This window comes from Cupriavidus sp. Met-2, from assembly GCF_049843575.1.
GTDB classification, from domain to species: domain Bacteria; phylum Pseudomonadota; class Gammaproteobacteria; order Burkholderiales; family Burkholderiaceae; genus Cupriavidus; species Cupriavidus metallidurans.
On record NZ_JBBHZL010000002.1, the window covers coordinates 18436 to 37058 of the forward strand.

At 64.8% G+C, this 18623-nt stretch carries 19 protein-coding genes; 9 read left to right on the forward strand and 10 right to left on the reverse strand.

The features are described from left to right. Positions 1-21: 21 nt before the first annotated feature. A complete protein-coding gene (locus WD006_RS05255) occupies positions 22-567 on the forward strand; it encodes a GNAT family N-acetyltransferase (protein ID WP_029307871.1) in 546 nt (181 codons plus the stop codon). Between the two features lie 18 nt (positions 568-585). Then, positions 586-1017, forward strand: a complete 432-nt coding sequence (locus WD006_RS05260) for a VOC family protein (protein WP_029307870.1) — start codon at positions 586-588, stop codon at positions 1015-1017. Here WD006_RS05260 and WD006_RS05265 read toward each other — a convergent pair. After that, positions 1014-1958 (reverse strand): LysR substrate-binding domain-containing protein, encoded by a 945-nt coding sequence (locus WD006_RS05265; RefSeq protein WP_011516506.1) that lies wholly within the window; start codon positions 1956-1958, stop codon positions 1014-1016. The genes WD006_RS05260 and WD006_RS05265 overlap by 4 nt on opposite strands. A gap of 112 nt (positions 1959-2070) precedes the next feature. On the opposite strand from WD006_RS05265, the gene WD006_RS05270 reads away from it, so the two are divergent. Then, positions 2071-3462 carry an FAD-binding oxidoreductase gene (locus WD006_RS05270; RefSeq protein ID WP_425648060.1) on the forward strand — a complete coding sequence of 464 codons (1392 nt, stop codon included), beginning with the start codon at positions 2071-2073 and terminating at the stop codon, positions 3460-3462. Between the two features lie 34 nt (positions 3463-3496). Here the strand turns inward: WD006_RS05270 and ampC are convergent, their stop codons facing one another. Then, a complete protein-coding gene (ampC, locus tag WD006_RS05275) occupies positions 3497-4669 on the reverse strand; it encodes a class C beta-lactamase (RefSeq protein ID WP_029307868.1) in 1173 nt (390 codons plus the stop codon). 96 nt (positions 4670-4765) lie between these two features. Here ampC and WD006_RS05280 point away from each other — a divergent pair, with 96 nt between their 5' ends. Continuing rightward, on the forward strand, positions 4766-6496 hold the full coding sequence (locus tag WD006_RS05280) for a Na/Pi cotransporter family protein (RefSeq protein ID WP_024570263.1): 1731 nt from the start codon (positions 4766-4768) through the stop codon (positions 6494-6496). Between the two features lie 20 nt (positions 6497-6516). On the opposite strand, the gene WD006_RS05285 is transcribed toward WD006_RS05280, so the two are convergent. Further along, positions 6517-6882 carry a glyoxalase superfamily protein gene (locus WD006_RS05285; RefSeq protein WP_029307866.1) on the reverse strand — a complete coding sequence of 122 codons (366 nt, stop codon included), beginning with the start codon at positions 6880-6882 and terminating at the stop codon, positions 6517-6519. A 161-nt stretch (positions 6883-7043) separates the two neighbouring features. On the opposite strand from WD006_RS05285, the gene WD006_RS05290 reads away from it, so the two are divergent. Continuing rightward, positions 7044-8207, forward strand: coding sequence for an AAA family ATPase (locus WD006_RS05290; protein ID WP_375198945.1), 1164 nt, complete (start codon positions 7044-7046; stop codon positions 8205-8207). Positions 8208-8209: 2 nt separating this feature from the next. Further along, positions 8210-8806, forward strand: a complete 597-nt coding sequence (locus tag WD006_RS05295) for a class I SAM-dependent methyltransferase (RefSeq protein ID WP_029307864.1) — start codon at positions 8210-8212, stop codon at positions 8804-8806. Between the two features lie 68 nt (positions 8807-8874). On the opposite strand, the gene catA is transcribed toward WD006_RS05295, so the two are convergent. Genes catA through WD006_RS05330 form a run of 7 tightly spaced genes read right to left on the reverse strand, consistent with a single transcriptional unit; the run spans position 8875 to position 14386 of the window. Next, positions 8875-9792 carry a catechol 1,2-dioxygenase gene (gene catA / locus WD006_RS05300; RefSeq protein WP_029307863.1) on the reverse strand — a complete coding sequence of 306 codons (918 nt, stop codon included), beginning with the start codon at positions 9790-9792 and terminating at the stop codon, positions 8875-8877. 27 nt (positions 9793-9819) lie between these two features. Beyond that, positions 9820-10890, reverse strand: a complete 1071-nt coding sequence (locus WD006_RS05305; protein WP_029307862.1) for an NADH:ubiquinone reductase (Na(+)-transporting) subunit F — start codon at positions 10888-10890, stop codon at positions 9820-9822. Between the two features lie 20 nt (positions 10891-10910). Next, on the reverse strand, positions 10911-11273 hold the full coding sequence (locus WD006_RS05310; RefSeq protein ID WP_008643948.1) for a phenol hydroxylase subunit P4: 363 nt from the start codon (positions 11271-11273) through the stop codon (positions 10911-10913). A 16-nt stretch (positions 11274-11289) separates the two neighbouring features. Further along, positions 11290-12837, reverse strand: a complete 1548-nt coding sequence (locus WD006_RS05315; RefSeq protein WP_008643949.1) for an aromatic/alkene/methane monooxygenase hydroxylase/oxygenase subunit alpha — start codon at positions 12835-12837, stop codon at positions 11290-11292. Positions 12838-12865: 28 nt separating this feature from the next. After that, complete coding sequence (locus WD006_RS05320) at positions 12866-13138, reverse strand: MmoB/DmpM family protein (protein WP_008643953.1); 273 nt, start codon at positions 13136-13138, stop codon at positions 12866-12868. Between the two features lie 11 nt (positions 13139-13149). Continuing rightward, the gene (locus tag WD006_RS05325) at positions 13150-14145 is read right to left on the reverse strand and encodes an aromatic/alkene monooxygenase hydroxylase subunit beta (protein WP_029307861.1); all 996 of its coding nucleotides are present in this window, start codon (positions 14143-14145) and stop codon (positions 13150-13152) included. Positions 14146-14188: 43 nt separating this feature from the next. Further along, a complete protein-coding gene (locus WD006_RS05330; protein WP_011516516.1) occupies positions 14189-14386 on the reverse strand; it encodes a phenol hydroxylase subunit in 198 nt (65 codons plus the stop codon). A gap of 327 nt (positions 14387-14713) precedes the next feature. Here WD006_RS05330 and WD006_RS05335 point away from each other — a divergent pair, with 327 nt between their 5' ends. The 3 genes from WD006_RS05335 to WD006_RS05345 all read left to right on the forward strand — a co-directional run bounded on the left by WD006_RS05335 (position 14714) and on the right by WD006_RS05345 (position 18608). Next, entirely contained in the window at positions 14714-16342 is a 1629-nt protein-coding gene (locus tag WD006_RS05335) for a sigma-54-dependent Fis family transcriptional regulator (protein ID WP_011516517.1), read from the forward strand. A 94-nt stretch (positions 16343-16436) separates the two neighbouring features. Next, complete coding sequence (locus tag WD006_RS05340) at positions 16437-17135, forward strand: FadR/GntR family transcriptional regulator (RefSeq protein ID WP_011516518.1); 699 nt, start codon at positions 16437-16439, stop codon at positions 17133-17135. A 60-nt stretch (positions 17136-17195) separates the two neighbouring features. Beyond that, complete coding sequence (locus WD006_RS05345) at positions 17196-18608, forward strand: FAD-binding oxidoreductase (protein ID WP_011516519.1); 1413 nt, start codon at positions 17196-17198, stop codon at positions 18606-18608. The last annotated feature ends 15 nt before the right edge of the window (positions 18609-18623 follow it).

An 18623-nucleotide genomic window follows, 5' to 3' on the forward strand; every position in this document is an offset into this window, starting at 1 on the left:
ATGGAACCGAGCCATCACCCTATGCAAGCCACAGCCCCGACGTTGCCCACCTGTGTGACCCTGCGAAACGGCAAGCAGGTGCTGATACGAACGATCCGCCCGCAGGACAAAGGCGGCATCCTGACGGCCTTCCATCGCCTGTCTGATGACTCGCGGTATACGCGATTCATGGCGTCCATGCACGACCTGCCGGACGCGTTGCTGGAAACGGCCGTTCACCCGACGCCGGTCCGCGAATGCGCGCTGGTCGCCATGGCGGGGACGGAGGACAAGGGTGATCTGATTGGCGGCGCCCGCTTCACTACCGACCCGCACTCCGGATCCTGCGAATTCGCGGTGACAATCGTCGACGGCTGGCATGGTCTTGGCCTGGCGCGCCATCTCATGGAGATCCTGATCGCGACGGCACGGGCCGCCGGATACCACACGATGATTGGCTACGTGCTGGCATCCAATACCGCGATGCGCGGCCTGGCGCATCGGCTGGGTTTCACGGACACGATGTGCCCCGACGACGCCACCTTGCGCGTGGTCTCCCTGGATCTCACCGCATCTCCCGCGCCCTGAACCACCGACCATCCAACCATGCATCCTCGCCTCACGCTTCTCACGCTGGGTGTCGGCAGTCTCGAACGGTCGCTGGCGTTCTATCGCGACGGCCTGGGCTGGCCAACCAAGGGCATCGTCGGCACCGAGTTCGAGCACGGTGCCGTGGTCTTCTTCGATCTGGAGTCGGGACTGCGGCTGGCGCTCTATCCCCGCGAGTTTCTGGCCAAGGATGCCGCAACCAATACGCCCCTGGGCATCACGTCGATCTCGCTGGGTCACAACGTCCGCTCCCGGGCCGAAGTCGACGCCGTCATCGAGCAGGCACGCCGTGCCGGAGCCATCATCCTCAAACCCCCGGTGGATACCTTCTGGGGTGGCTATGCCGGCTACTTCCAGGACCCCGACGGCTATATGTGGGAGGTCGCCTGGAACCCGGACCTGATACCGCCCGAGATGCCGCCCAACTAGGCCGGATGTTCGCCCGCCGGCGTCCCGGCCGTCGACAGCAGCCAGCCTGAAAAGCCCTCCACCGCTGCCAGATCCGGATGGCCGGCGGCATGGGCCACGTAGAAGCCGAAGCCGGGCAACCCCAGCGCGTGCGCCTTGCACAACGCGCCACTGCGCAGCAGGCCGTCCACCACCACGTTGCTGCATAGCGCCACGCCCTGGCCGGCCACCACCGCGTCGATGGCGTGCAGTTCCTCGCGAAAACTCAGGTCATGGCGGCCACGCCGAGCCGACGAGTCGCCTGCGGTGAGACCCGCAGCCGCGAACCACTGCGCCCAGGTCGGGGCGTGCGGGTCGCCGCTGCTCCATTCGTAGTGGATCAGGGGGATATGCGTGAGATCGCCGATATCGAATGTCGCCTGCCCTTCCCGCCCCGCCCTCGCCAGCAGCATCGGGCTGGCCACGGCGAAGAAGGTATCGCGCGCGAACTCTGTACTGACCAGCCCCTTGGGCGCGCATCGCGCGTAGCGAATGGCGACGTCAGCCTCGCCCGCAGCCAGATCCAGGACCCGGTCCGTGCCGATGATCTCCAGCGGCCATTCGGGATGCAGCCCCTGCCAGGCCGGAAGGCGCGGAACCAGCCAGCGGCTCGCGAAAGCGTTCGGACTGGTCACGCGCAGCGGGCGTGCCACACCGGGCTGCCCAACGGTCGCCACGGCCTCGGCAAACAGCGCGAAACCACTACGCAGCGCCGGATAGAGCCGCTCCCCCGCCACGGTCAGCCGGAGCGGACGCGGGCGTCGCTGGAGCAACGCCTTGCCGCAGATCTGCTCGAGCATCCGGATCTGATGGCTGATGGCGGTCGGCGTCACGTTTAGCTCCGCCGCTGCGGCCTTGAAACTGCGGTGACGCGCAACCGCCTCGAATGCCTGCAATGCGCGCAGGGGCGGCAGTTTTTGCATGGGTCCAGTCTAGGTGAGCTTTTCTCATCTACAAGCTGAGATCTTTGCCTTTGCACCCGACCGCCGCGCGCACCACCATGGTCTCGGGGGCGTGACCAACTTGGGGGGCGTGATGCGATCAGATCGGCAAGAGGCATCCGGGGACGGCGGCAATCCAGGGTTCGAGGCGTTTCGGCAGGCGTTGGGTGGCCAACTCGTCCAGCGCGGGGATCCTGACTACGATATGGCGCGCAAGGTCTGGAATGGCGCAATCGACAAGCATCCGGCGTTGGTCGTCTACTGCGCCGACGCCACCGACGTGGCAGGCGCCGTACGGTTCGCCCGGGCCACCGGCCTGACCATCGCGGTTCGCAGCGGGGGGCACAATCTCGCCGGACTTTCCACGTGTGACAACGGCATCGTCATTGATCTGTCGCGTATGAAGCGCATCGACGTGGATGTCGCGCGGCGCCGCGCCCGCGCGGAGGCAGGGCTCAATCTCGGTGAGTTCGACCAGGCATCGCTGCGGCATGGCCTGGCCACGACGATGGGGGTCAATAGCGATACGGGTATCGCCGGGCTGACGCTGGGGGGCGGGTTCGGCAAGCTGGGCCGCAAGTACGGGCTGAGCTGCGACAACCTGGAGGCCGTGGAAATCGTCACCGCCGACGGGGAACGGCTGCACGCCAGCACGACCGAGCACCCGGACCTGTTCTGGGCGATACGCGGCGGCGGTGGCAATTTCGGCATCGTCACGGCGTTCCATTTCCGTCTGCATCCGATTCCCGCCAGACTGCCGGTATGCGCCGTGGTCTACCCGTGGGATCAGGCTCGGGAGGCGATGCTGCACTACGATGCTTTCGCCCGCGCCGCCCCGGATGACGTTGCGGCCGACGCCGCGCTCGTCACCCAGCCATCGGGCGAGCGATGTCTCAGCATCTCGGCGTGTCATGTCGGGCCAGATGGCACTGAAGAGACAAGGCAAGCAGCGCTGCGCCCGCTGGTCGAGTTCGGCAATCCGGTCGACGCCCAACTCGACTTCGTTCCGTATCTGCAGATGCAGTCGGCCAGCGATGCGCTCTTCGCGCGCGGCCGGCGGTATTACTGGAAGGCCCAGTTCCTCCGCCAGATTCGCGCGGAGGCGGTCGACGCTCTCCTCGCTGCCTATGCCCTAGCGCCCTCGCCGGGCTGCCTGGTGGTGTTCCAGCAGGTCGGCGGCGCCATCGCCCGCGTACCCGACGAGGCCACCGCATATGGAAACCGGTCGGCGGACTTCGACTGCTTCCCGCTGGCCATCTGGGATGACCCGGCCGACGACGACAAACACCGGGAGTGGGCGCGCGGCCTGTGGGAAGCGGTCCAGCCGTACTCGACGGGCGGGGTGTACGCCAACAACCTCGGCGACGAAGGCGCCCAACGCACCCGCGCCGCGTATGGCGTCAACCATTCACGGCTGGTTGTTGTGAAACGCCAATACGATCCTGACAACGCTTTCAGGCTGAATCAGAACATCGACCCGGCCTGATCCCGACCCGATGCCCGATGCCCGATATCGGTGTCTACTGCGCGTCCAGCGCCTTCAGGATCTGGTACGCCGCCCGCACGCGCTCGGGGATCGGCAGATTGCGGTTCGCCAACATCACCACGCCGATCTGACGAGCCGGGACGAACACCACATAGGCGCCGAAGCCGTTGGTGGAACCAGTCTTATTGATCAGCACGTCGGCCCTGGGGGGCTGCGGCGGCGCCAGCCGTGCGACTTCCTTCGGCTCCAGCATCCCGGCGGCGTTGCCCGTCAGCAGATCCTCGAGCGAGGTTGGCCAGGTGTACATTTCCCAGCCCAGGCCTTGGGTCATGGGGCCAACGCGGAAGTAGCCGGTGTGCGTACCGGTAACCGCCCGCTGCAACGTCGGCTCCAGCCGCGCGCCATCCATATTGGCTTCGACGAACCGAATCATGTCGGCCGCCGTGGTCTTCACGCCATAGGCTTCCGAGTCGAACATGCCGGGGTTCACGCGGATCGGCTTGCCGTCCTTGTAGCCATAGGCATAGTCGCCCATGCGGGACTGCGGCACCCGGATGAATGAGTGCTTCAGGCCCAGGCCCGGAAAGATGCGGTGCTCCATCAGGTTGTCGAACGGCTCACCCAGGCTCCGCGCGGCCAGATAACCGAACAGGCCGATGCTCGGGTTCGAGTACTGCCGATGCGTGCCAGCCGCGTACGTCGGCTTCCATTCCTTGAAGTACGCCAGCATCTGGTCAGAGGTGGTCACCGCATCGGGGAACTGCAACGGCAGCCCGCCTGCCGTGTACGTCCCGAGTTCCAGCAGGCTGATCGCATCGAGGCTGCTACCCGCCAATCCGGGCAGGTACTGGCTAGCCTTGTCTGAGAACGATATGGCGCCACGCTGCGCCGCGTATGAGGCGAGCGTCGCCGTAAACGTCTTGCTGACCGACCCGATCTCGAACAACGTGTGTTCGGTGACCGGGGTGGCGTCCGCCTTCGATGCCAGGCCGAAGTTGAAGACCTGGGACTTGCCGCGGACTGTTACGGCCACGGCCATGCCGGGTACTTCGTACTGCGCCATGACGGGTCGGACGGTATCTGCCACCAGCCGCGCCAGACGATCCTCCCCGACGGGCACACCATCACCCGCGGCATGGGCGCTGGCCGTGCAAAGCGCCAAGGCGGCGGTAACGGTTCGAAGGCGGTAGGACGCGAAAATTTTCATGGTGGAGGCAAAAAAATCAATGGCGTGAAATGGTATAGGAAACTCGTACAATGGCACGGTCGCTGGCTTGCGTCGACCCATTGCCCGAAGCTGCCCATGCTCAATGGTCTGAACCTGAACCTGATCGAGATCACTGGCCTGCTCGTTGGCGGCCTGGCCCTGTTCCTGTTTGGTCTGGATCTGATGACCCGAGGCCTCAAGGCGATTGCCGGCGCGCGGCTGCAATCGCTGCTGGGCACCCTGACCGCCAACCGCTTTCGCGGCGTGCTGGCCGGCGCGGGCATCACGGCCCTGCTGAACTCCTCGACGATCACCACGGTGCTGCTGGTGGGCTTTGTCTCCGCCGGGCTGATGACGCTTCAGCAATCGATCCCGGTGATCATGGGTGCCAATATCGGCTCGACGCTGACCGCGCAGATCATCGCTTTCAACATTTCGGCGATCACGCCGTTTATGCTGGCTGGCGGCTTCCTGCTGCAAGGTTTCGCCAAGCGAGAGTTGCTGCAGCAGCTTGGCGGCGTGGTGCTCGGGCTCGGCCTGCTATTCCTTGGGATTGAATTCATGGGCGATGCCACGCGCCCACTGCGTAATTTCCAGCCGTTCATCACGGCGATGCAGGAAATGCGCAATCCGTGGATCGGCATCCTGATCGGCGCAGTCTTCACTGCCATCGTGCAAAGCTCGGCGGCCACGCTGGCTATCGTCATCGCGCTGGGTAGCCAGGGACTGATTCCGCTCGAATCAGGCATTGCGCTGATACTGGGGGCCAACGTGGGCACTTGCGGCACGGCGCTGCTCGCGTCGATCGGCAAGTCGGCCGAGGCGGCCCAGGTGGGCATCGTCCATCTGCTGTTCAACGTGCTCGGCGTGCTGTTCCTCGTCTTTATCATCCCGCAGTTCGCGGACTTCATCCGCGAAATCTCTCCGTCCTCGCCGGAGTTGACCGGCGCCGCCCGTCTGGCCGCCGAAACCCCGCGACAGGCCGCCAACGCCCATACCGTATTCAGCGTGTTAAGCACCGCCGTGCTGATCTGGTTCACCGGACCCATCGGCAAGCTCGCCCAACGGCTGGCGCCACCGGCGCGCGAAGGCTGGCAGGACCCTGGCCTGCCGCGATTCCTGGACGACACGCTGGCCGGGATGCCGGCGCTGGCCATCCCCCGTGTGCAGCTTGAACTGGTATCGCTGGGCAAGCAGGTCCAGGAACTGGTCGAACATAGTGCCGCGCTGGTCGTGGAAGGCGATTCGCAGGAGCTCGTCACGCTGACCGACCAGGACAAAGCTGCCGATTCGCTGAGCACGGCCATCCTGACCTATATCGGACACCTGTCGGACGCGGTTCACAACGATGATGAAGGCCATCAGCTTGTGGATCTGGCGCGGATCGCCACGTGCCTCGACGCCATTCGGGAGGTTGCCACCACCAGCATGCTGGCCCTGAGCCAACGACGGCTGTCGCATGGCGCGGATGCCGCATCGCTACGCAATCCAGAGTCGGCGGGCTTCGCGGCGATGGTGTCCGAATACCTGGCGCTGGCGGTGGAGACAATCGCGCATCCGGACACCGAAGTCGCCACGCGCATCGTCAATGCCAAGCCGGAAATCGAAGCGCAGGCCGGCGTCGCGCGGCAGGCCATCATGAGCGCCCTGCCATTGCGGAGCGCCGTGGACGCGATCAACTTCCGACTTGCCAACGACATGATCGAACAGCTCAATGAAGTGGCACGGCTGTCGCGGGCCATCGCCAAGGCGAGCGGGACACTGAACGAAGTGAAGATGTCCGACACGCCTCCAGAGCCGGCTGCTGTCGGCGCGGCTGTGGCCTAGTCCTGGGCCTGATCCCGGTCTTAATCCTTGGTGAACTCGCAGAACCGCAGGCGGTTGCCGAACGGGTCGGCCACCTGCATTTCGCGGCCCCAGCCCACTGCCTCTACGCCGGGCCGCGCGTATCCGTACTGTTTGGCGATCAGTTCGCGCTGCAGCGCGTCGATGTCCTCCACCGGAATGAATACAGCGGACCCGGGCGTGGCATCACCATGATGCTCGCTGAGGTGCAGTGTCAGCCCGGAGCGCCTGACCTGCATGTAAAGCGGAAGGTCCGGCTCGAAGCGGTGCTCCCAGTCGACCTGGAAGCCAAGGAAGTCGAGGTAGAACTCCCTGGCTTTCTCGACCGAGAAGATCCGGAGAATGGGAATGGCTGGCGAAAGTACCATGGGAGGCGCTCCATGCCGATACATTGGCGTGACAGAGAAAGTGGCAATCATGCCACTTCTCATTGCTTTTGCACGCCGGCCTGCCGACTTTTACTGTATTTTATGAAATCCGTATAATTATTCCATCTGGATAATTCACGCTAATTCACATCAGGCGCCCGATGAGCAACATTTACCAACGGCCGGAACTCGCCAAACAGATGGCCAGGCAACTTCTGCAACCAGGGGTACTGGACGAGGGCCTGCGCTCGGGCCTGTTCCTTTCCGGCCTGCGCCGCACGGGCAAGACCACGTTTTTAATCAACGACCTGATTCCCGCGCTCGAAGACCTTGGCGCGATCGTGATCTATGTGGACCTGTGGAGCGACACGCAGCGCAGCCCCGCCCGACTGATCCTGGAAGCCGTCAAGAAAACACTGACCGAGCTGGAGTCCCCGTCTTCCACGATCCTTCGCAAGCTCAAGCGTCTGGCCAGTGCCGACATCGCCGCCTTCGGCTTCAAATTCAGCTTCAAGCTCGACACCCTCGGCGAGGCTGGCGGCGCGACGCTGGCCCAGGCGCTGAAAGAAGTCGTCGATCAGGCCGGCGCCGATGTCGTGCTGATCGTCGACGAAGTGCAGCACGCCATCACCTCGGACGAAGGCAATCAAATGCTGCTGGCGCTCAAGGCCGCGCGTGATGCCATCAATCCCCGCCCCGGCACCACAGGGCATTTCCTGTTCGTGGGAACCGGCTCGCATCGCGCGCTGGTGGGCGAACTGACCGCGCGACGCAACCAGGCCTTCGCCGGCGCCACGTCGGTCGCTTACCCGGTGCTCGACCGGGAATATATCGACTATCTGCTGGCGCGCCTGTCCTCCGAGGGCTTTACCGCCCTGCCCTCGCCCGACGTCGCCATCAAGGCGTTCCAGGCGCTTGGCCATCGGCCCGAGGAGATGATCCGGGCGCTGCGGCAATTGCATTTCCACCTGCCCGAGGGCAGCAATCCCGACGAGCACCTGCCGACCATCGCCAACACGCTGCGTTCGGCGGCTGCCGACGTGGAACTGATGAAGCTCGAACAACTTGGCGGCCTGGCAACCGCGATCTTCGACCGCATTGCCACCACGCAAGGCGACGCACGGGGTTTGTTCTCGGCCGACGCGGCCGCGGCGTACTCCTTGGCAATAGGCCGGGAAGTGAAGGTCGAGGCAGCACAGCCGGTGGTCAACGAACTGATGGCAAGCAACCTGATCATGCGCAAAGGGCACGGCCTGTACGGCATCACCGACCCGTTCGTGCAGGAGATGTGGCGCGAACGGAAGTCGCTTGAAGGAAAACTCTGACCATGCCCAAGACAAGCACGGCCGGTTATGGCGAACAGGCCAGCACCCTCGTCGTCCAGTACGAAAGCATCACGTTCGAGGATGTCCATCGCGACGTGCTCCACCTGTTGCCGGCGCCGCCGGCCCGCATTGTCGATGTCGGCGCGGGCACCGGGCGCGATGCCGCCGCCCTGGCACGGCGCGGCCATCAGGTCGTGGCGGTGGAACCGACCGCAGAACTACGCGAGGCTGGCCGCAAGCTCCACGCGGATGTGGATATCGACTGGCTCGATGACACCCTGCCCGCGCTGGCCAGGCTGCGCGAACGGCCGACGCGCTTTGACGTGATCATGCTGACCGCCGTGTGGATGCACCTCGATGCCGACGAACGCGTCCAGGCAATGGGTGCCGTCGACGCGCTGCTGGCCGATCACGGCCTGGTGTTCCTGTCCCTGCGGCACGGCCCGGTGCCCGCCGGCCGGCGCATGTTCGACGTGTCGGCCGCCGAGACCATCGCGCTGGCGGAGCCATACGGCCTGCGCAGCGCGCATTGCAGCCAGCGCAGCGGCCTGATGGATCGCACCGACGTGCATTGGACCAATCTGGTCCTGCAGCGCTAAAGCCAGCGCGCGGCGAGGGCCGTCCCGAAACCCGGGTATCCAGGGCGACCCTCTCCAAACAACGGCGCTCAGGCCGCCACCGATGCCCGCTGTCGCGCCACCTCGGCCTGCGGGGCATTTGCCTGGTCCGCGTGAAGCGTGAAGTCGAAGCGGATCGACGCAAACGGCTTGTCCACGCCCAGCGCAGCCATTGCCGCCGCATCGCTCACGCGCGTGATCGGCGGTACCAACCCTTCGCGTGTGGCAAAAGCGAAGTCATCCCACAGGTACGGATCGCCATCGATGTTGATCTGCGTGGTCAGCTTGCGATGGCCCGGTGCCGAGACGAAGAAATGGATATGCGCCGGACGGGTGCCGTGGCGGTCGAGCTGCTTGAGCAGGCGGTCCGTTGCCCCATTCGGCGGCACGCTGTAGCCCACCGGCATGATGCTGCGGAAGCGGTAGCGGCCCTCGCCATCGGTCACGATACTGCGACGCAGATTGAACGCGCTCTGCGTCGGGTCGAAGTACGAGTAGTTGCCGAGTGCGTTGGCGTGCCAGACCTCGACCACGGCATTGGCCAGCGGCTGCCCCGCGCCATCCTTGACCTGCCCTTCCATCACCAGCACTTCGCCCTCGCCCGTGCCGTCGTCCAGGCGCGCCTCGCCCTGCGCCACCGGCGCGCCTGCCACGTAGAGCGGGCCTTCGATCGTGCGCGGCGTGCCGCCGGCAATGCCTGCCTGGCTTTCGGCCTCGTCCATGCGCAGGTCCAGAAAGTGATCGAACCCGAGCCCCGGCGCGATCAGGCCCAGTTCGCCCGAGCGGCCGGCTTCGGCCAGAAAATTGAGGCCGGACCAGAATTCCTCGGGCTGGATATCCAGGTCCTCGATCATGTGGAACAGGTCGCGCACCATCCGATGCACGATGGCCGCGATGCGCGGATTGGCGTGCTGACCGGTGGCTTCCTCGATGCGGTTCAGAACGGTGTCGATCTGGATCTTGTCCATGGTTGTCTCCTTTGTGGTGGAAATACTTCAGAGTGAGCGGAACAGCGGACTGCGGGTGGCCTGGCTGGCGTCTGCCGCCGACAGGAACTTCTCGGTGAAGATGTCCTTCTCGAACAAGCGCCCCTGCATCAGGGCGGCGATGCACGACTCGATCATCGGCGGTGGCCCGCACAGATAGGCCCGCCAGCCACGGAAGTCGTAGCCGAAATGACTCCCGGCGGCCTCGTGCACGTAGCCGCGCTCGCCGGCCCATGCACTGCCTTGCGCCTCGGCCGACAGCACGGGCACATAGGTGAAGTTGTCGTGCTGGGAGGCCAGCGCTTCGAAGGCATCGCGGTAATACAGTTCGTCAGCGGTCCGTGCGCCATGCACGAGCACGATCTGGCGCTGGTCGCCGGACTCCAGCAGGTCGAGGATCATCGAACGCGGGCTCGACAATCCCGACCCGCCAGCCATGAACACCAGCGGGCGCGGATCGCTCTTGCGCACGAAGAAACGCCCGAGCGGCCCCGATAGCTGCAGACGCTCGCCCACGGCAAGTTGCTCGTGCACGTAGGTCGTGGCGCTACCGCCCGGCACCAGCCGGATATTCAGTTCGATCTCGTCCGCCGATGGCGCCGACGCGATCGAGAACGCGCGCGGCGTCGCTTCCTTGCCGATCCATACGTTGACGTACTGGCCCGGCTGGAAGCGCAGCGCATCGCCCCCTTCCACACCCTCCACCCGCAGGAACACACCCTTGATGGTGGGCGTCAACGCTTCAATGCGCGTGACTTCGGCGGTAAAGTCCATCAGCGGCAGGAACTGCGCGTCGGGCTCGGGATCGATGTCGGCCTCGATCGTCAGGTCGGACATCGGCGTGGCGCAGCAGGCCAGACACTTGGCCTCCTCGCGCTCGAAGTCCATCAGCGCGAACGGCGATGCTTCGCCGTGCTCGATCTCGCCGTCCACCGTCTGCACCTTGCAGGTCCCGCACAAGCCATGCCCGCAGGCATGGGGCAGCCACACGCCGGCGCGCAGGCAGGCGTCAAGCACGGTCTGTCCTTCGGCGATGTCGATGGTCTGGCCGAGCGGCTCGATGGTGAGCTGATAGGTCATGGCAACCTCCTGCAGCAAGTTCAGTTGGCCGAGCCGGCAATGCCCGGCAGGCCCGGGGTACGCAGGCGCAGCAGCGACTTGTGGCCAAGCCCGTTGTCGACCAGGCTTGCGGCCGCATCCGGCGTGAATGGCGTATCGCCACGCAACCACTGCACCTGCGCCCAGTCGATCCGGGCGCCTTCCGGGTGCGCGCCCAGCAGCGGCACGATGACATCGGAGACCAACGCGCCGAACGGCATGTCGGGCGGCAGCGGCAGCGTGAACGGGCTGCAGAACAACCGGTGCTGGTCCCATCCGAAGTACACAAGCTGGTTGCCGTGGAAGTTTTCGATCCGGTCGCGGACCTCGCCGGTGTAGCCCGGTTCCAATGCGATGACTGGCATGATCTGGTCTCCTTGTTTACGAACGGTTGTTGCCTTGCCCGGTCCAGCGCTCCCAGTTCGCGCGGTCGGGCGAATCGGCGTAGTCGCCGCGATCCTCGGGCTTCAGGTGGTACCAGTCGAGCACCTCGGGCAGCGTTGGGCCGCCGCAGTTGCCCTGGAAAATCTGATGCACTGGCAGCCATGCCTGCACGTACTTCTCGGGCTCACCCTGGAATATGTCCCGGCAGCCATCCGAGCAGAAGTGGTAGTGCTCGCCGTTGTGCTCCGCATGGCGATAGCAAATCTGTGTCGGGTCGTCGGGTTCGGTGAAGGCCATCGGGATCTGGCACACCTGGCACAGCATCGGCAGGCCCGGGTTGGTCCAGCGCTGGCCGGCCTCCTGTTGCTGCTTCCAGTAGTCGAAGCGCGGCCGGTAATGCGTGTCGAAGCTGTCGGGATACTTCTGCGCCAACCAGTCCATTTCGTGCGGCTCGGGCACCCATGTGTGGATGGCCGCGGCGTGGTTGAAGTTGTAGAAGATCGACCATGCGATGTGCGACAGGTGATCCTTTTCCTTGGCGGCCTGCTCGTGATACTTGGGCATCCGGATGCCATAGCGCGCCAGATCGGCAAACAGCGCCCCACCGTTCTGCTCGAAGTAGATCTCCCACGCCTCCTTCCAGCTCATCACGCGCTTGGGGCACATGTAGTCCATCATCATCGCCACCAGCGTCAGCAGCCGGTAGCCGCGCCAGAACCATTTGTCGATCCACTTCTGGATAATCGGCCGGTTGGCAGGGTCCTGCTCGAGCATGAACTTGACCACCTCCAGGCCCAGCGTCATGTGGCGCGACTCGTCGGACTGCGCCGAGAAGCCGAACGTCACCGTGGCCATGTCCCCGTTGTAGGCCGCGCCGGACATGAACGGCATGAACAGCAGGTTGGTCAGCACGTATTCGAACGAGAACGAGATCGCCGTGATGAACTCGAACGGCCCGGCGGTCATCGCATCCTCGAAATACGACTTCGGCACGGACAGGTACCAGAGCCGGTCATGCAGATGGCGCCAGTCGGCAAAACCGTTGAAGAACTTGTTGTAGTGGCTGATCGTGTGGATCTGGGTCTGGCAATGCCGCAGTTCGTCGATCGATTGCATCTGGCACGCCACGCGCGCCCCAACGCCGCGCAGATTACGGCCCGCCATGGCGAAGCCACGGTGCGCCGCGTACTCCAGCGGCGACACCCCGGTCAGGAACAGCTTCAGCGCGTTGATGTAGCGGGCGTCGGTCACGTTGAGCTGGCCGTTGTTCTGCTGGAACGCGTCGATGATCGCGTAGAGCTTGCGCTCCTTCTCGGACTGGAATTTCCAGTACGCATCCATCGTCAGGCGGAACGGGTCTTCCCAGCCGTCCCAGTCATGGATCACGATGCCTTCGAACTTGTCGTGCGGAAACACCTTATCCATCGGCTGGTACGTGGTCTCCCAACCGAGGTCGCGGGTCAGTACCGCGTACTTCTCCTTGAGCGAGAGCTTCGGACGGGTCGCCGCGCGGGCGGCGGAGGCGATGGCAGTGGCGGTTGTCATGGTTTGTCTCCTGTCTTGGGGTTCTGGCTCAGCGCCACGCCAGTACGAACTGGTCTTCGGTTTCGTCGATGTTTCCTGCAAGGGAAATCAGGCCAAGCTGCAGCTCCTGCACGTCCCAGGGGCGGCCGATGCGCTCCTCCACGCTGGCGCGGCGGATCTCCAGCCGCCCCGGCGCGTCGATCTTGACCATCGCCGGGTAGTGGTTGACGGTGGCGTGCGGGTTGTCGGCCTCGATCGCCTCGATCACCGGGCGCATGTCGTCGTTGGTCTGGAGGGCGATGAATACGATGGCGTCGCTCATGGTTGTCTCCGTCATTGACGTGCCAGGCCCAGACCGCTCAGGCGCTTGCCCAGCGCTTCGACGGCATTGGCCAGTTCGGACTCGGCATCCTCGCCGAACAGCCGGTGCGCCAGCGGGCGCAGCGCGTGCGTGAAGCGATCGAGCCAGCCGAAGGCGTACCCAGCGATAACCGCCGCGTTCTCCGGGCTTTCCTGTGCGGCCGTTTTCACGGTGGCATCGACCCAGCGCGTGGTCTCGGCGTACCAGGCGGACATGAAATCGGTCACGAGCGAAAACGCGGGCCAGGTTGCGGAGAGGCGCGCGTCGAACTGCTGGTAGACCAGCGGATAGATCAGACCATCGAGCACCAGGTTCTGCGCCACGTGCTGCTCGAACCAGTCATCGCGCACCAACAGGTCCTCCGCCGCGTGTCGCAGCGGCTGCCAGGCCATGTCTTCCATCCAGGCGGCGCGGGCCTGGTCCACGGCGGCCTTGTCGCCGATCAGCAGCCCGATGCGGGTCAGGTACTGCGCGATACCCAGGCGGTCCATCGTGTGATACATCGCGGCCTGCGTGATGGCCGACCCGAAACCGTAGGCGGTAATCGACGCGTTGTTCATGTTGGCCGCCCATTCGACGTGGCGCAGCGGCACCACGCCCAGCGTGAGCAGCTCGCGCACATCGTCGGGCAACCGGCTCAGCAGCCCGCGCTTGTCCACGAACTCAAGGTTCTTCTCCATCGTCTCCTGCTGACGGGCGCGCGCATTGACGTAGCCGCCGTAGAAGTACTGGCGCGGGTCCTTCAGCGCATACCAGTCCTGCATGACCACGCGGGTGCGCCGGGCGTCGTACAGCTCGTATTGCGGCTGCCATAGCGGCCGGTAGTGGAAGCTCGTGACCGGCTGCAGGTCGTACATCGCCTCCTGATAGCGCGTGGCCGGCTTGTCGGCGCCGAGCCGGCGCGCGATATGCGCGAAGGTCTGCCGGATCGGAGTGACGCTGGCGTCAGTCCGGATATCGATTTGCATGGTGGTTGTCTCCTCGGATGTCGAGTGGGGGCGTTTTTGGGTATCACTGCAGCAGCTCGGCCCGCTGCTCGGCGCAGAACGACTGGAACTGCTCGGGCGGCATGACCAGTTCGACGTAGATCTGTGGATCGCCGATCGAAAACTCGAACTCCACCCAACGCTCGCTGCGCCCGGTCACGCGCACGTAGCGCGGGGCATGGTGATGCCAGTGACCTTGAAGTGCCTGAGGGGGATATGTCATGTCTCGCTCCTGGTGCGCCGCACATCGCGGTGCGTGTGCGTTGTCTCGTGATTTCAGGTGGGAGAGCTATAGCGAATGGCGTGCCAGGCGATGCAGACCGTTGTGGCGCAAGGGCTTGCGGCCAATCGGCCGCATTCTGGCCGGCCAACCCGCTTGATGATTTGATGAGGTGATTCAGGCGGATTTGATCAAATGATCAAATCGTCTCGCGCTGCGCCGCAGCACGCGCTCCTGATGCGGGATTTCCGGGCTCCGGCAACGCCGGATGCCGTGCTAGGCTACGCAAAAACGAGGCTCGAAAGCCCGCCGGAATCTGGAGTGACAAGGATGACAACACCCCCCGCGCAGCCGCCGTTCGAGCTGGCTTCGCTACTGACCATCGACGCCAAGGCCGCGCAGATTCGCCTTGGCCAGTCGCGCATGGTGCTGATGCACACCGAAGCGCTGAGCTACCTGCGCAAGGAAATCCTCGATACGCTCGGCGTGGAGCGCGGCAAGGGGCTGCTGATCCGCATGGGCTATGCACAAGGCATGCGCGATGCCGAGATGGTCAAGCGCGAGCGCAGTGAAGAACTGGCCAGTTCGCCCAACGATGCCTTCCTTTGGGGGCCGCAGTTGCACATGCTCGAAGGCGTCACGCGCGTGGACCCGGTTCGCCTGGAGATCGACCGCGACACCGGCCACTTCTATGGCGAGTTTCTCTGGCAGGACTCATGGGAGGGCGAAGCGCCCGTGATGGAGTCCCTGCCCCGCGAGGAGTCTGGCTGCTGGGTGCAGCTTGGCTACGCATCGGGCTACAGCAGCACGTTCATGGACCGGCTGGTCATCTACAAGGAAACCGAATGCGAGCGGCGCGGCGACAGTCTCTGCCGCATCGTCGGCAAGCCGGCCGAGACGTGGAACGACCCCGACTACCTGAAGTACTTCGAACCCGACTCCGTCATCAGCGACCTGCTCACCCTGCAGCAGGAAGTCAGCACACTGCGCGAAACACTGTGTGGCGCGAACCAGGGCAACCTGATCGGCCAGTCGCCGGCGTTCCGTGAAGCCTTCAACCTGCTTTCCGCCGCAGCAGACAGCCATATCACCGTGCTGCTGACGGGCGAGACCGGTGCCGGCAAGGAGATGTTCGCGCGCTGGCTGCACGATCACGGCCCGCGCGGCGAGCAGCCGTTCGTCGCGGTCAACTGCGCGGCGATCCCGCACGAGTTGATCGAATCCGAGCTGTTCGGCGTGGAAAAAGGCGCCTACACGGGCGCCCAGCAGTCGCGCCCCGGCCGCTTTGAACGCGCGCATGGCGGCACCCTGTTCCTCGACGAAATCGGCGACCTGCCGCCGGCCGCGCAGGTCAAGCTGCTGCGCGTGCTGCAGAACAACGAAGTGGAACGGCTCGGTGGCGTGGAGGCGCGCAAGGTCAACGTCCGCCTGATCGCCGCCACCAACGTCAATCTGGCGCAGGCGATCAAGCACGGCCAGTTTCGTGCTGACCTGTTCTACCGGATCAGCACCTATCCGATCTCGATCCCCGCCCTGCGCGAGCGCAAGGAAGACATCCCCGAGCTCGCCCAGTCATTCATCCAGCGCTTCAACGCGCTGTATCAGAAGCAGGTGCGCGGCTTGAGCACGCGGGCGCGCGATGCGCTGGTGCAATACCCGTGGCCCGGCAATATCCGCGAACTCGAAAACATGATCGAGCGTGGCGTCTTGCTGGCGCCTGCCACCGGGATGATCGACGTCGCTCATCTGTTTGCCAGCCAGCAGGCTGCCGGTAGCGAGGAGCCCAGCCAGGATGCCGACGCGCTGATCGAAAAACTGCTCAACCAGCAGGTGTCCCTGCCGCAAATCGAAGCCAAGCTGATGCAACTGGCGATGACGACGACGCGTGGCAACCTGTCGTCGGCGGCGCGGATGCTGGGGATCACGCGGCCGCAGCTGGCGTATCGGTTGAAGAAGTAGGGTTGGGACAGTTGGCCCAGCCCGCTCGACACCCGAGTTATTAAGTATTTACCCTAGGTTTTCATATAACCAGAAAAGGGTAAGGTGTCGTCCCATGCAGACCCGACCCATCACTCTGACCGAGCGCGTCATCCAGCAGTTGCGTGGCGAGATTGCCGACGGCACGTTTCCCGTGGGCGCCCGGCTGCCGACCGGCAAGCAACTGGCCGAGCGCTACGGTGTCAGCGCTGCCGTGATCCGCGAGGTGACCGAGCATCTGCGGTCGCTTGGGATGGTCGAAAGCCGCCAGGGTCTGGGCAGCACTGTGCGTTCCCGCGTCAGTGACAGCGGTTTCCGTCTGAGCGGCGGCGCCGATAACACCGATCTGGCCGATATTTTCGAGCTGCGCCTTGATCTGGAAAGTGCCGCTGCCGCGATGGCCGCGTTGCACCGGACGGAGCAGGACATTGCCCGCATGGGCGCTCTGCTCGACGCACTGGCGGCCCAGCTTGATGATGCCGATCACGGCGTGGAACCCGATATCCAGTTCCATATCGCCATCGCCACGGCCACGCACAACAAGTACTACCTGCAGCTACTGCAGTACATGACGCTGCAATTGCATCAGGCGGTGCGCACCGCGCGCCTGAATTCCAGCCGGCAGCCAGGCCTGCCCGAGCAGGTCCATGCCGAGCACGTGGCGATCTTCGATGCGATCCGCGCCCGCGATGCCGCGCAGGCCCGCCTGCACGCCGCCGCGCACCTGCGCAACGCCGCCGCCCGGCTTGGCCTGCCCATGCGCCAGCCCCGCTGACGATTTCGCCCGATGCCCGCTTAACTTCTACTTATCTCCGCCTTTTCCCGACCGCAGATCATGTCCGATACGAACTTCGCGCAACGCCTGACCGAAACCCTGGGCCCCGACGTCGTGACCACCGCACCCGACGACGTGGCACCCTGGCTCTCCGACTGGCGTGGCCTCTACAAGGGCCAGGCGCAGGCGGTAATCCGTCCGCGCACAACCGAACAGGTGGCGCAGGCGCTGGCGCTGTGCCAGCAGGCTGGTGTGCCCGTGGTGCCGCGCGGTGGCAATACCGGCCTGTGTGGCGGCGCCGCTCCGGACGGCAACCAGACCAACGTCGTGCTCAGCCTCGATCGCATGGACAAGATCCGCTCGATCGACACGATCGCCAACACAATGGTGGTCGAGGCTGGCTGCATTCTCGGCAACCTGCGCCGTGCCGCCGAGGACGCCGACCGCCTGTTCCCGCTGTCGCTGGCCGCCGAGGACTCCTGCCAGATCGGTGGCAACCTGGCCACCAACGCCGGCGGCGTCAACGTGGTGCGCTATGGCATGACGCGCGAACTGGTGCTCGGCGTGGAAGCCGTGCTGCCGAACGGCGAGATCTTTCACGGCCTGCGCACGCTGCGCAAGGACAACACCGGATACGACCTCAAGCAGTTGCTGATCGGCTCGGAAGGCACGCTCGGCATCATCACCGCCGCCGCGCTGCGCCTGCTGCCGCGCGCCGATTCCCGCGCCGTGGTGCTGGCCGCGGTGGAATCGCCCAAGCAAGCGCTGGAACTGTTCTCGCTGCTGTTCGCGCGCTGCGGCGCACGGTTGCAGGCCTATGAGTTCTTTACCGGCGCCTGCCTGGATCTGGTGCTGACCCATGTCGAGGGCATTCATGCCCCGTTTGCAGAACGTTATCCGGCCTACGTGCTGGTCGAGATCGCGGACACAGCGCCCGAGGATGTGCTCAACGCCCTGCTCGAATCGGTCATCGGCGATGCGCTCGAACAGGGCCTGTGCCTGGATGCCGCCGTCTCGGCCTCACTGGCGCAGTTGCAGAGCCTGTGGCGTCTGCGCGAGGAAATCTCCGAGGCCCAGCGTGCCGACGGGCTGCACCTGAAGCACGACGTATCCCTGCCGATCGAAGCCATTCCGGACTTCATGACCTCGATGGAAACCCGTCTGGCCGCGCGTCACCCGGGCGTCCGCCCCTTTATCTTCGGCCACTTCGGCGATGGCAACCTGCACTACAACCTGTCCCGTCCGCTTGGCGCCGATCCGAAATGGGCGCTCAATGAAGGCAAGGCCGTCAGCGAGGACGTGCTGGAAGAGGTGGCCCGCTACGATGGCAGCATCAGCGCCGAGCACGGCATCGGCCAGCTCAAGCGGGAGTCGTTCCTGGCGCTCAAGGACCCGCTCGAATTGCGCCTGATGCGAGCCATCAAGCAGGTATTCGATCCGAGCGGGATCATGAATCCGGGCAAGCTGCTCTAAATTTGGGCCAGTCAT

Excerpts from the sequence above, each read along its gene's own strand:
- WD006_RS05255 (WP_029307871.1), top strand. The coding sequence starts at position 22 with ATGCAAGCCACAGCCCCGACGTTGCCCACCTGTGTGACCCTGCGAAAC.
- WD006_RS05260 (WP_029307870.1), top strand. The coding sequence starts at position 586 with ATGCATCCTCGCCTCACGCTTCTCACGCTGGGTGTCGGCAGTCTCGAA.
- WD006_RS05265 (WP_011516506.1), bottom strand. The coding sequence starts at position 1,958 with ATGCAAAAACTGCCGCCCCTGCGCGCATTGCAGGCATTCGAGGCGGTT.
- WD006_RS05270 (WP_425648060.1), top strand. The coding sequence starts at position 2,071 with ATGCGATCAGATCGGCAAGAGGCATCCGGGGACGGCGGCAATCCAGGG.
- ampC (WP_029307868.1), bottom strand. The coding sequence starts at position 4,669 with ATGAAAATTTTCGCGTCCTACCGCCTTCGAACCGTTACCGCCGCCTTG.
- WD006_RS05280 (WP_024570263.1), top strand. The coding sequence starts at position 4,766 with ATGCTCAATGGTCTGAACCTGAACCTGATCGAGATCACTGGCCTGCTC.
- WD006_RS05285 (WP_029307866.1), bottom strand. The coding sequence starts at position 6,882 with ATGGTACTTTCGCCAGCCATTCCCATTCTCCGGATCTTCTCGGTCGAG.
- WD006_RS05290 (WP_375198945.1), top strand. The coding sequence starts at position 7,044 with ATGAGCAACATTTACCAACGGCCGGAACTCGCCAAACAGATGGCCAGG.
- WD006_RS05295 (WP_029307864.1), top strand. The coding sequence starts at position 8,210 with ATGCCCAAGACAAGCACGGCCGGTTATGGCGAACAGGCCAGCACCCTC.
- catA (WP_029307863.1), bottom strand. The coding sequence starts at position 9,792 with ATGGACAAGATCCAGATCGACACCGTTCTGAACCGCATCGAGGAAGCC.
- WD006_RS05305 (WP_029307862.1), bottom strand. The coding sequence starts at position 10,890 with ATGACCTATCAGCTCACCATCGAGCCGCTCGGCCAGACCATCGACATC.
- WD006_RS05310 (WP_008643948.1), bottom strand. The coding sequence starts at position 11,273 with ATGCCAGTCATCGCATTGGAACCGGGCTACACCGGCGAGGTCCGCGAC.
- WD006_RS05315 (WP_008643949.1), bottom strand. The coding sequence starts at position 12,837 with ATGACAACCGCCACTGCCATCGCCTCCGCCGCCCGCGCGGCGACCCGT.
- WD006_RS05320 (WP_008643953.1), bottom strand. The coding sequence starts at position 13,138 with ATGAGCGACGCCATCGTATTCATCGCCCTCCAGACCAACGACGACATG.
- WD006_RS05325 (WP_029307861.1), bottom strand. The coding sequence starts at position 14,145 with ATGCAAATCGATATCCGGACTGACGCCAGCGTCACTCCGATCCGGCAG.
- WD006_RS05330 (WP_011516516.1), bottom strand. The coding sequence starts at position 14,386 with ATGACATATCCCCCTCAGGCACTTCAAGGTCACTGGCATCACCATGCC.
- WD006_RS05335 (WP_011516517.1), top strand. The coding sequence starts at position 14,714 with ATGACAACACCCCCCGCGCAGCCGCCGTTCGAGCTGGCTTCGCTACTG.
- WD006_RS05340 (WP_011516518.1), top strand. The coding sequence starts at position 16,437 with ATGCAGACCCGACCCATCACTCTGACCGAGCGCGTCATCCAGCAGTTG.
- WD006_RS05345 (WP_011516519.1), top strand. The coding sequence starts at position 17,196 with ATGTCCGATACGAACTTCGCGCAACGCCTGACCGAAACCCTGGGCCCC.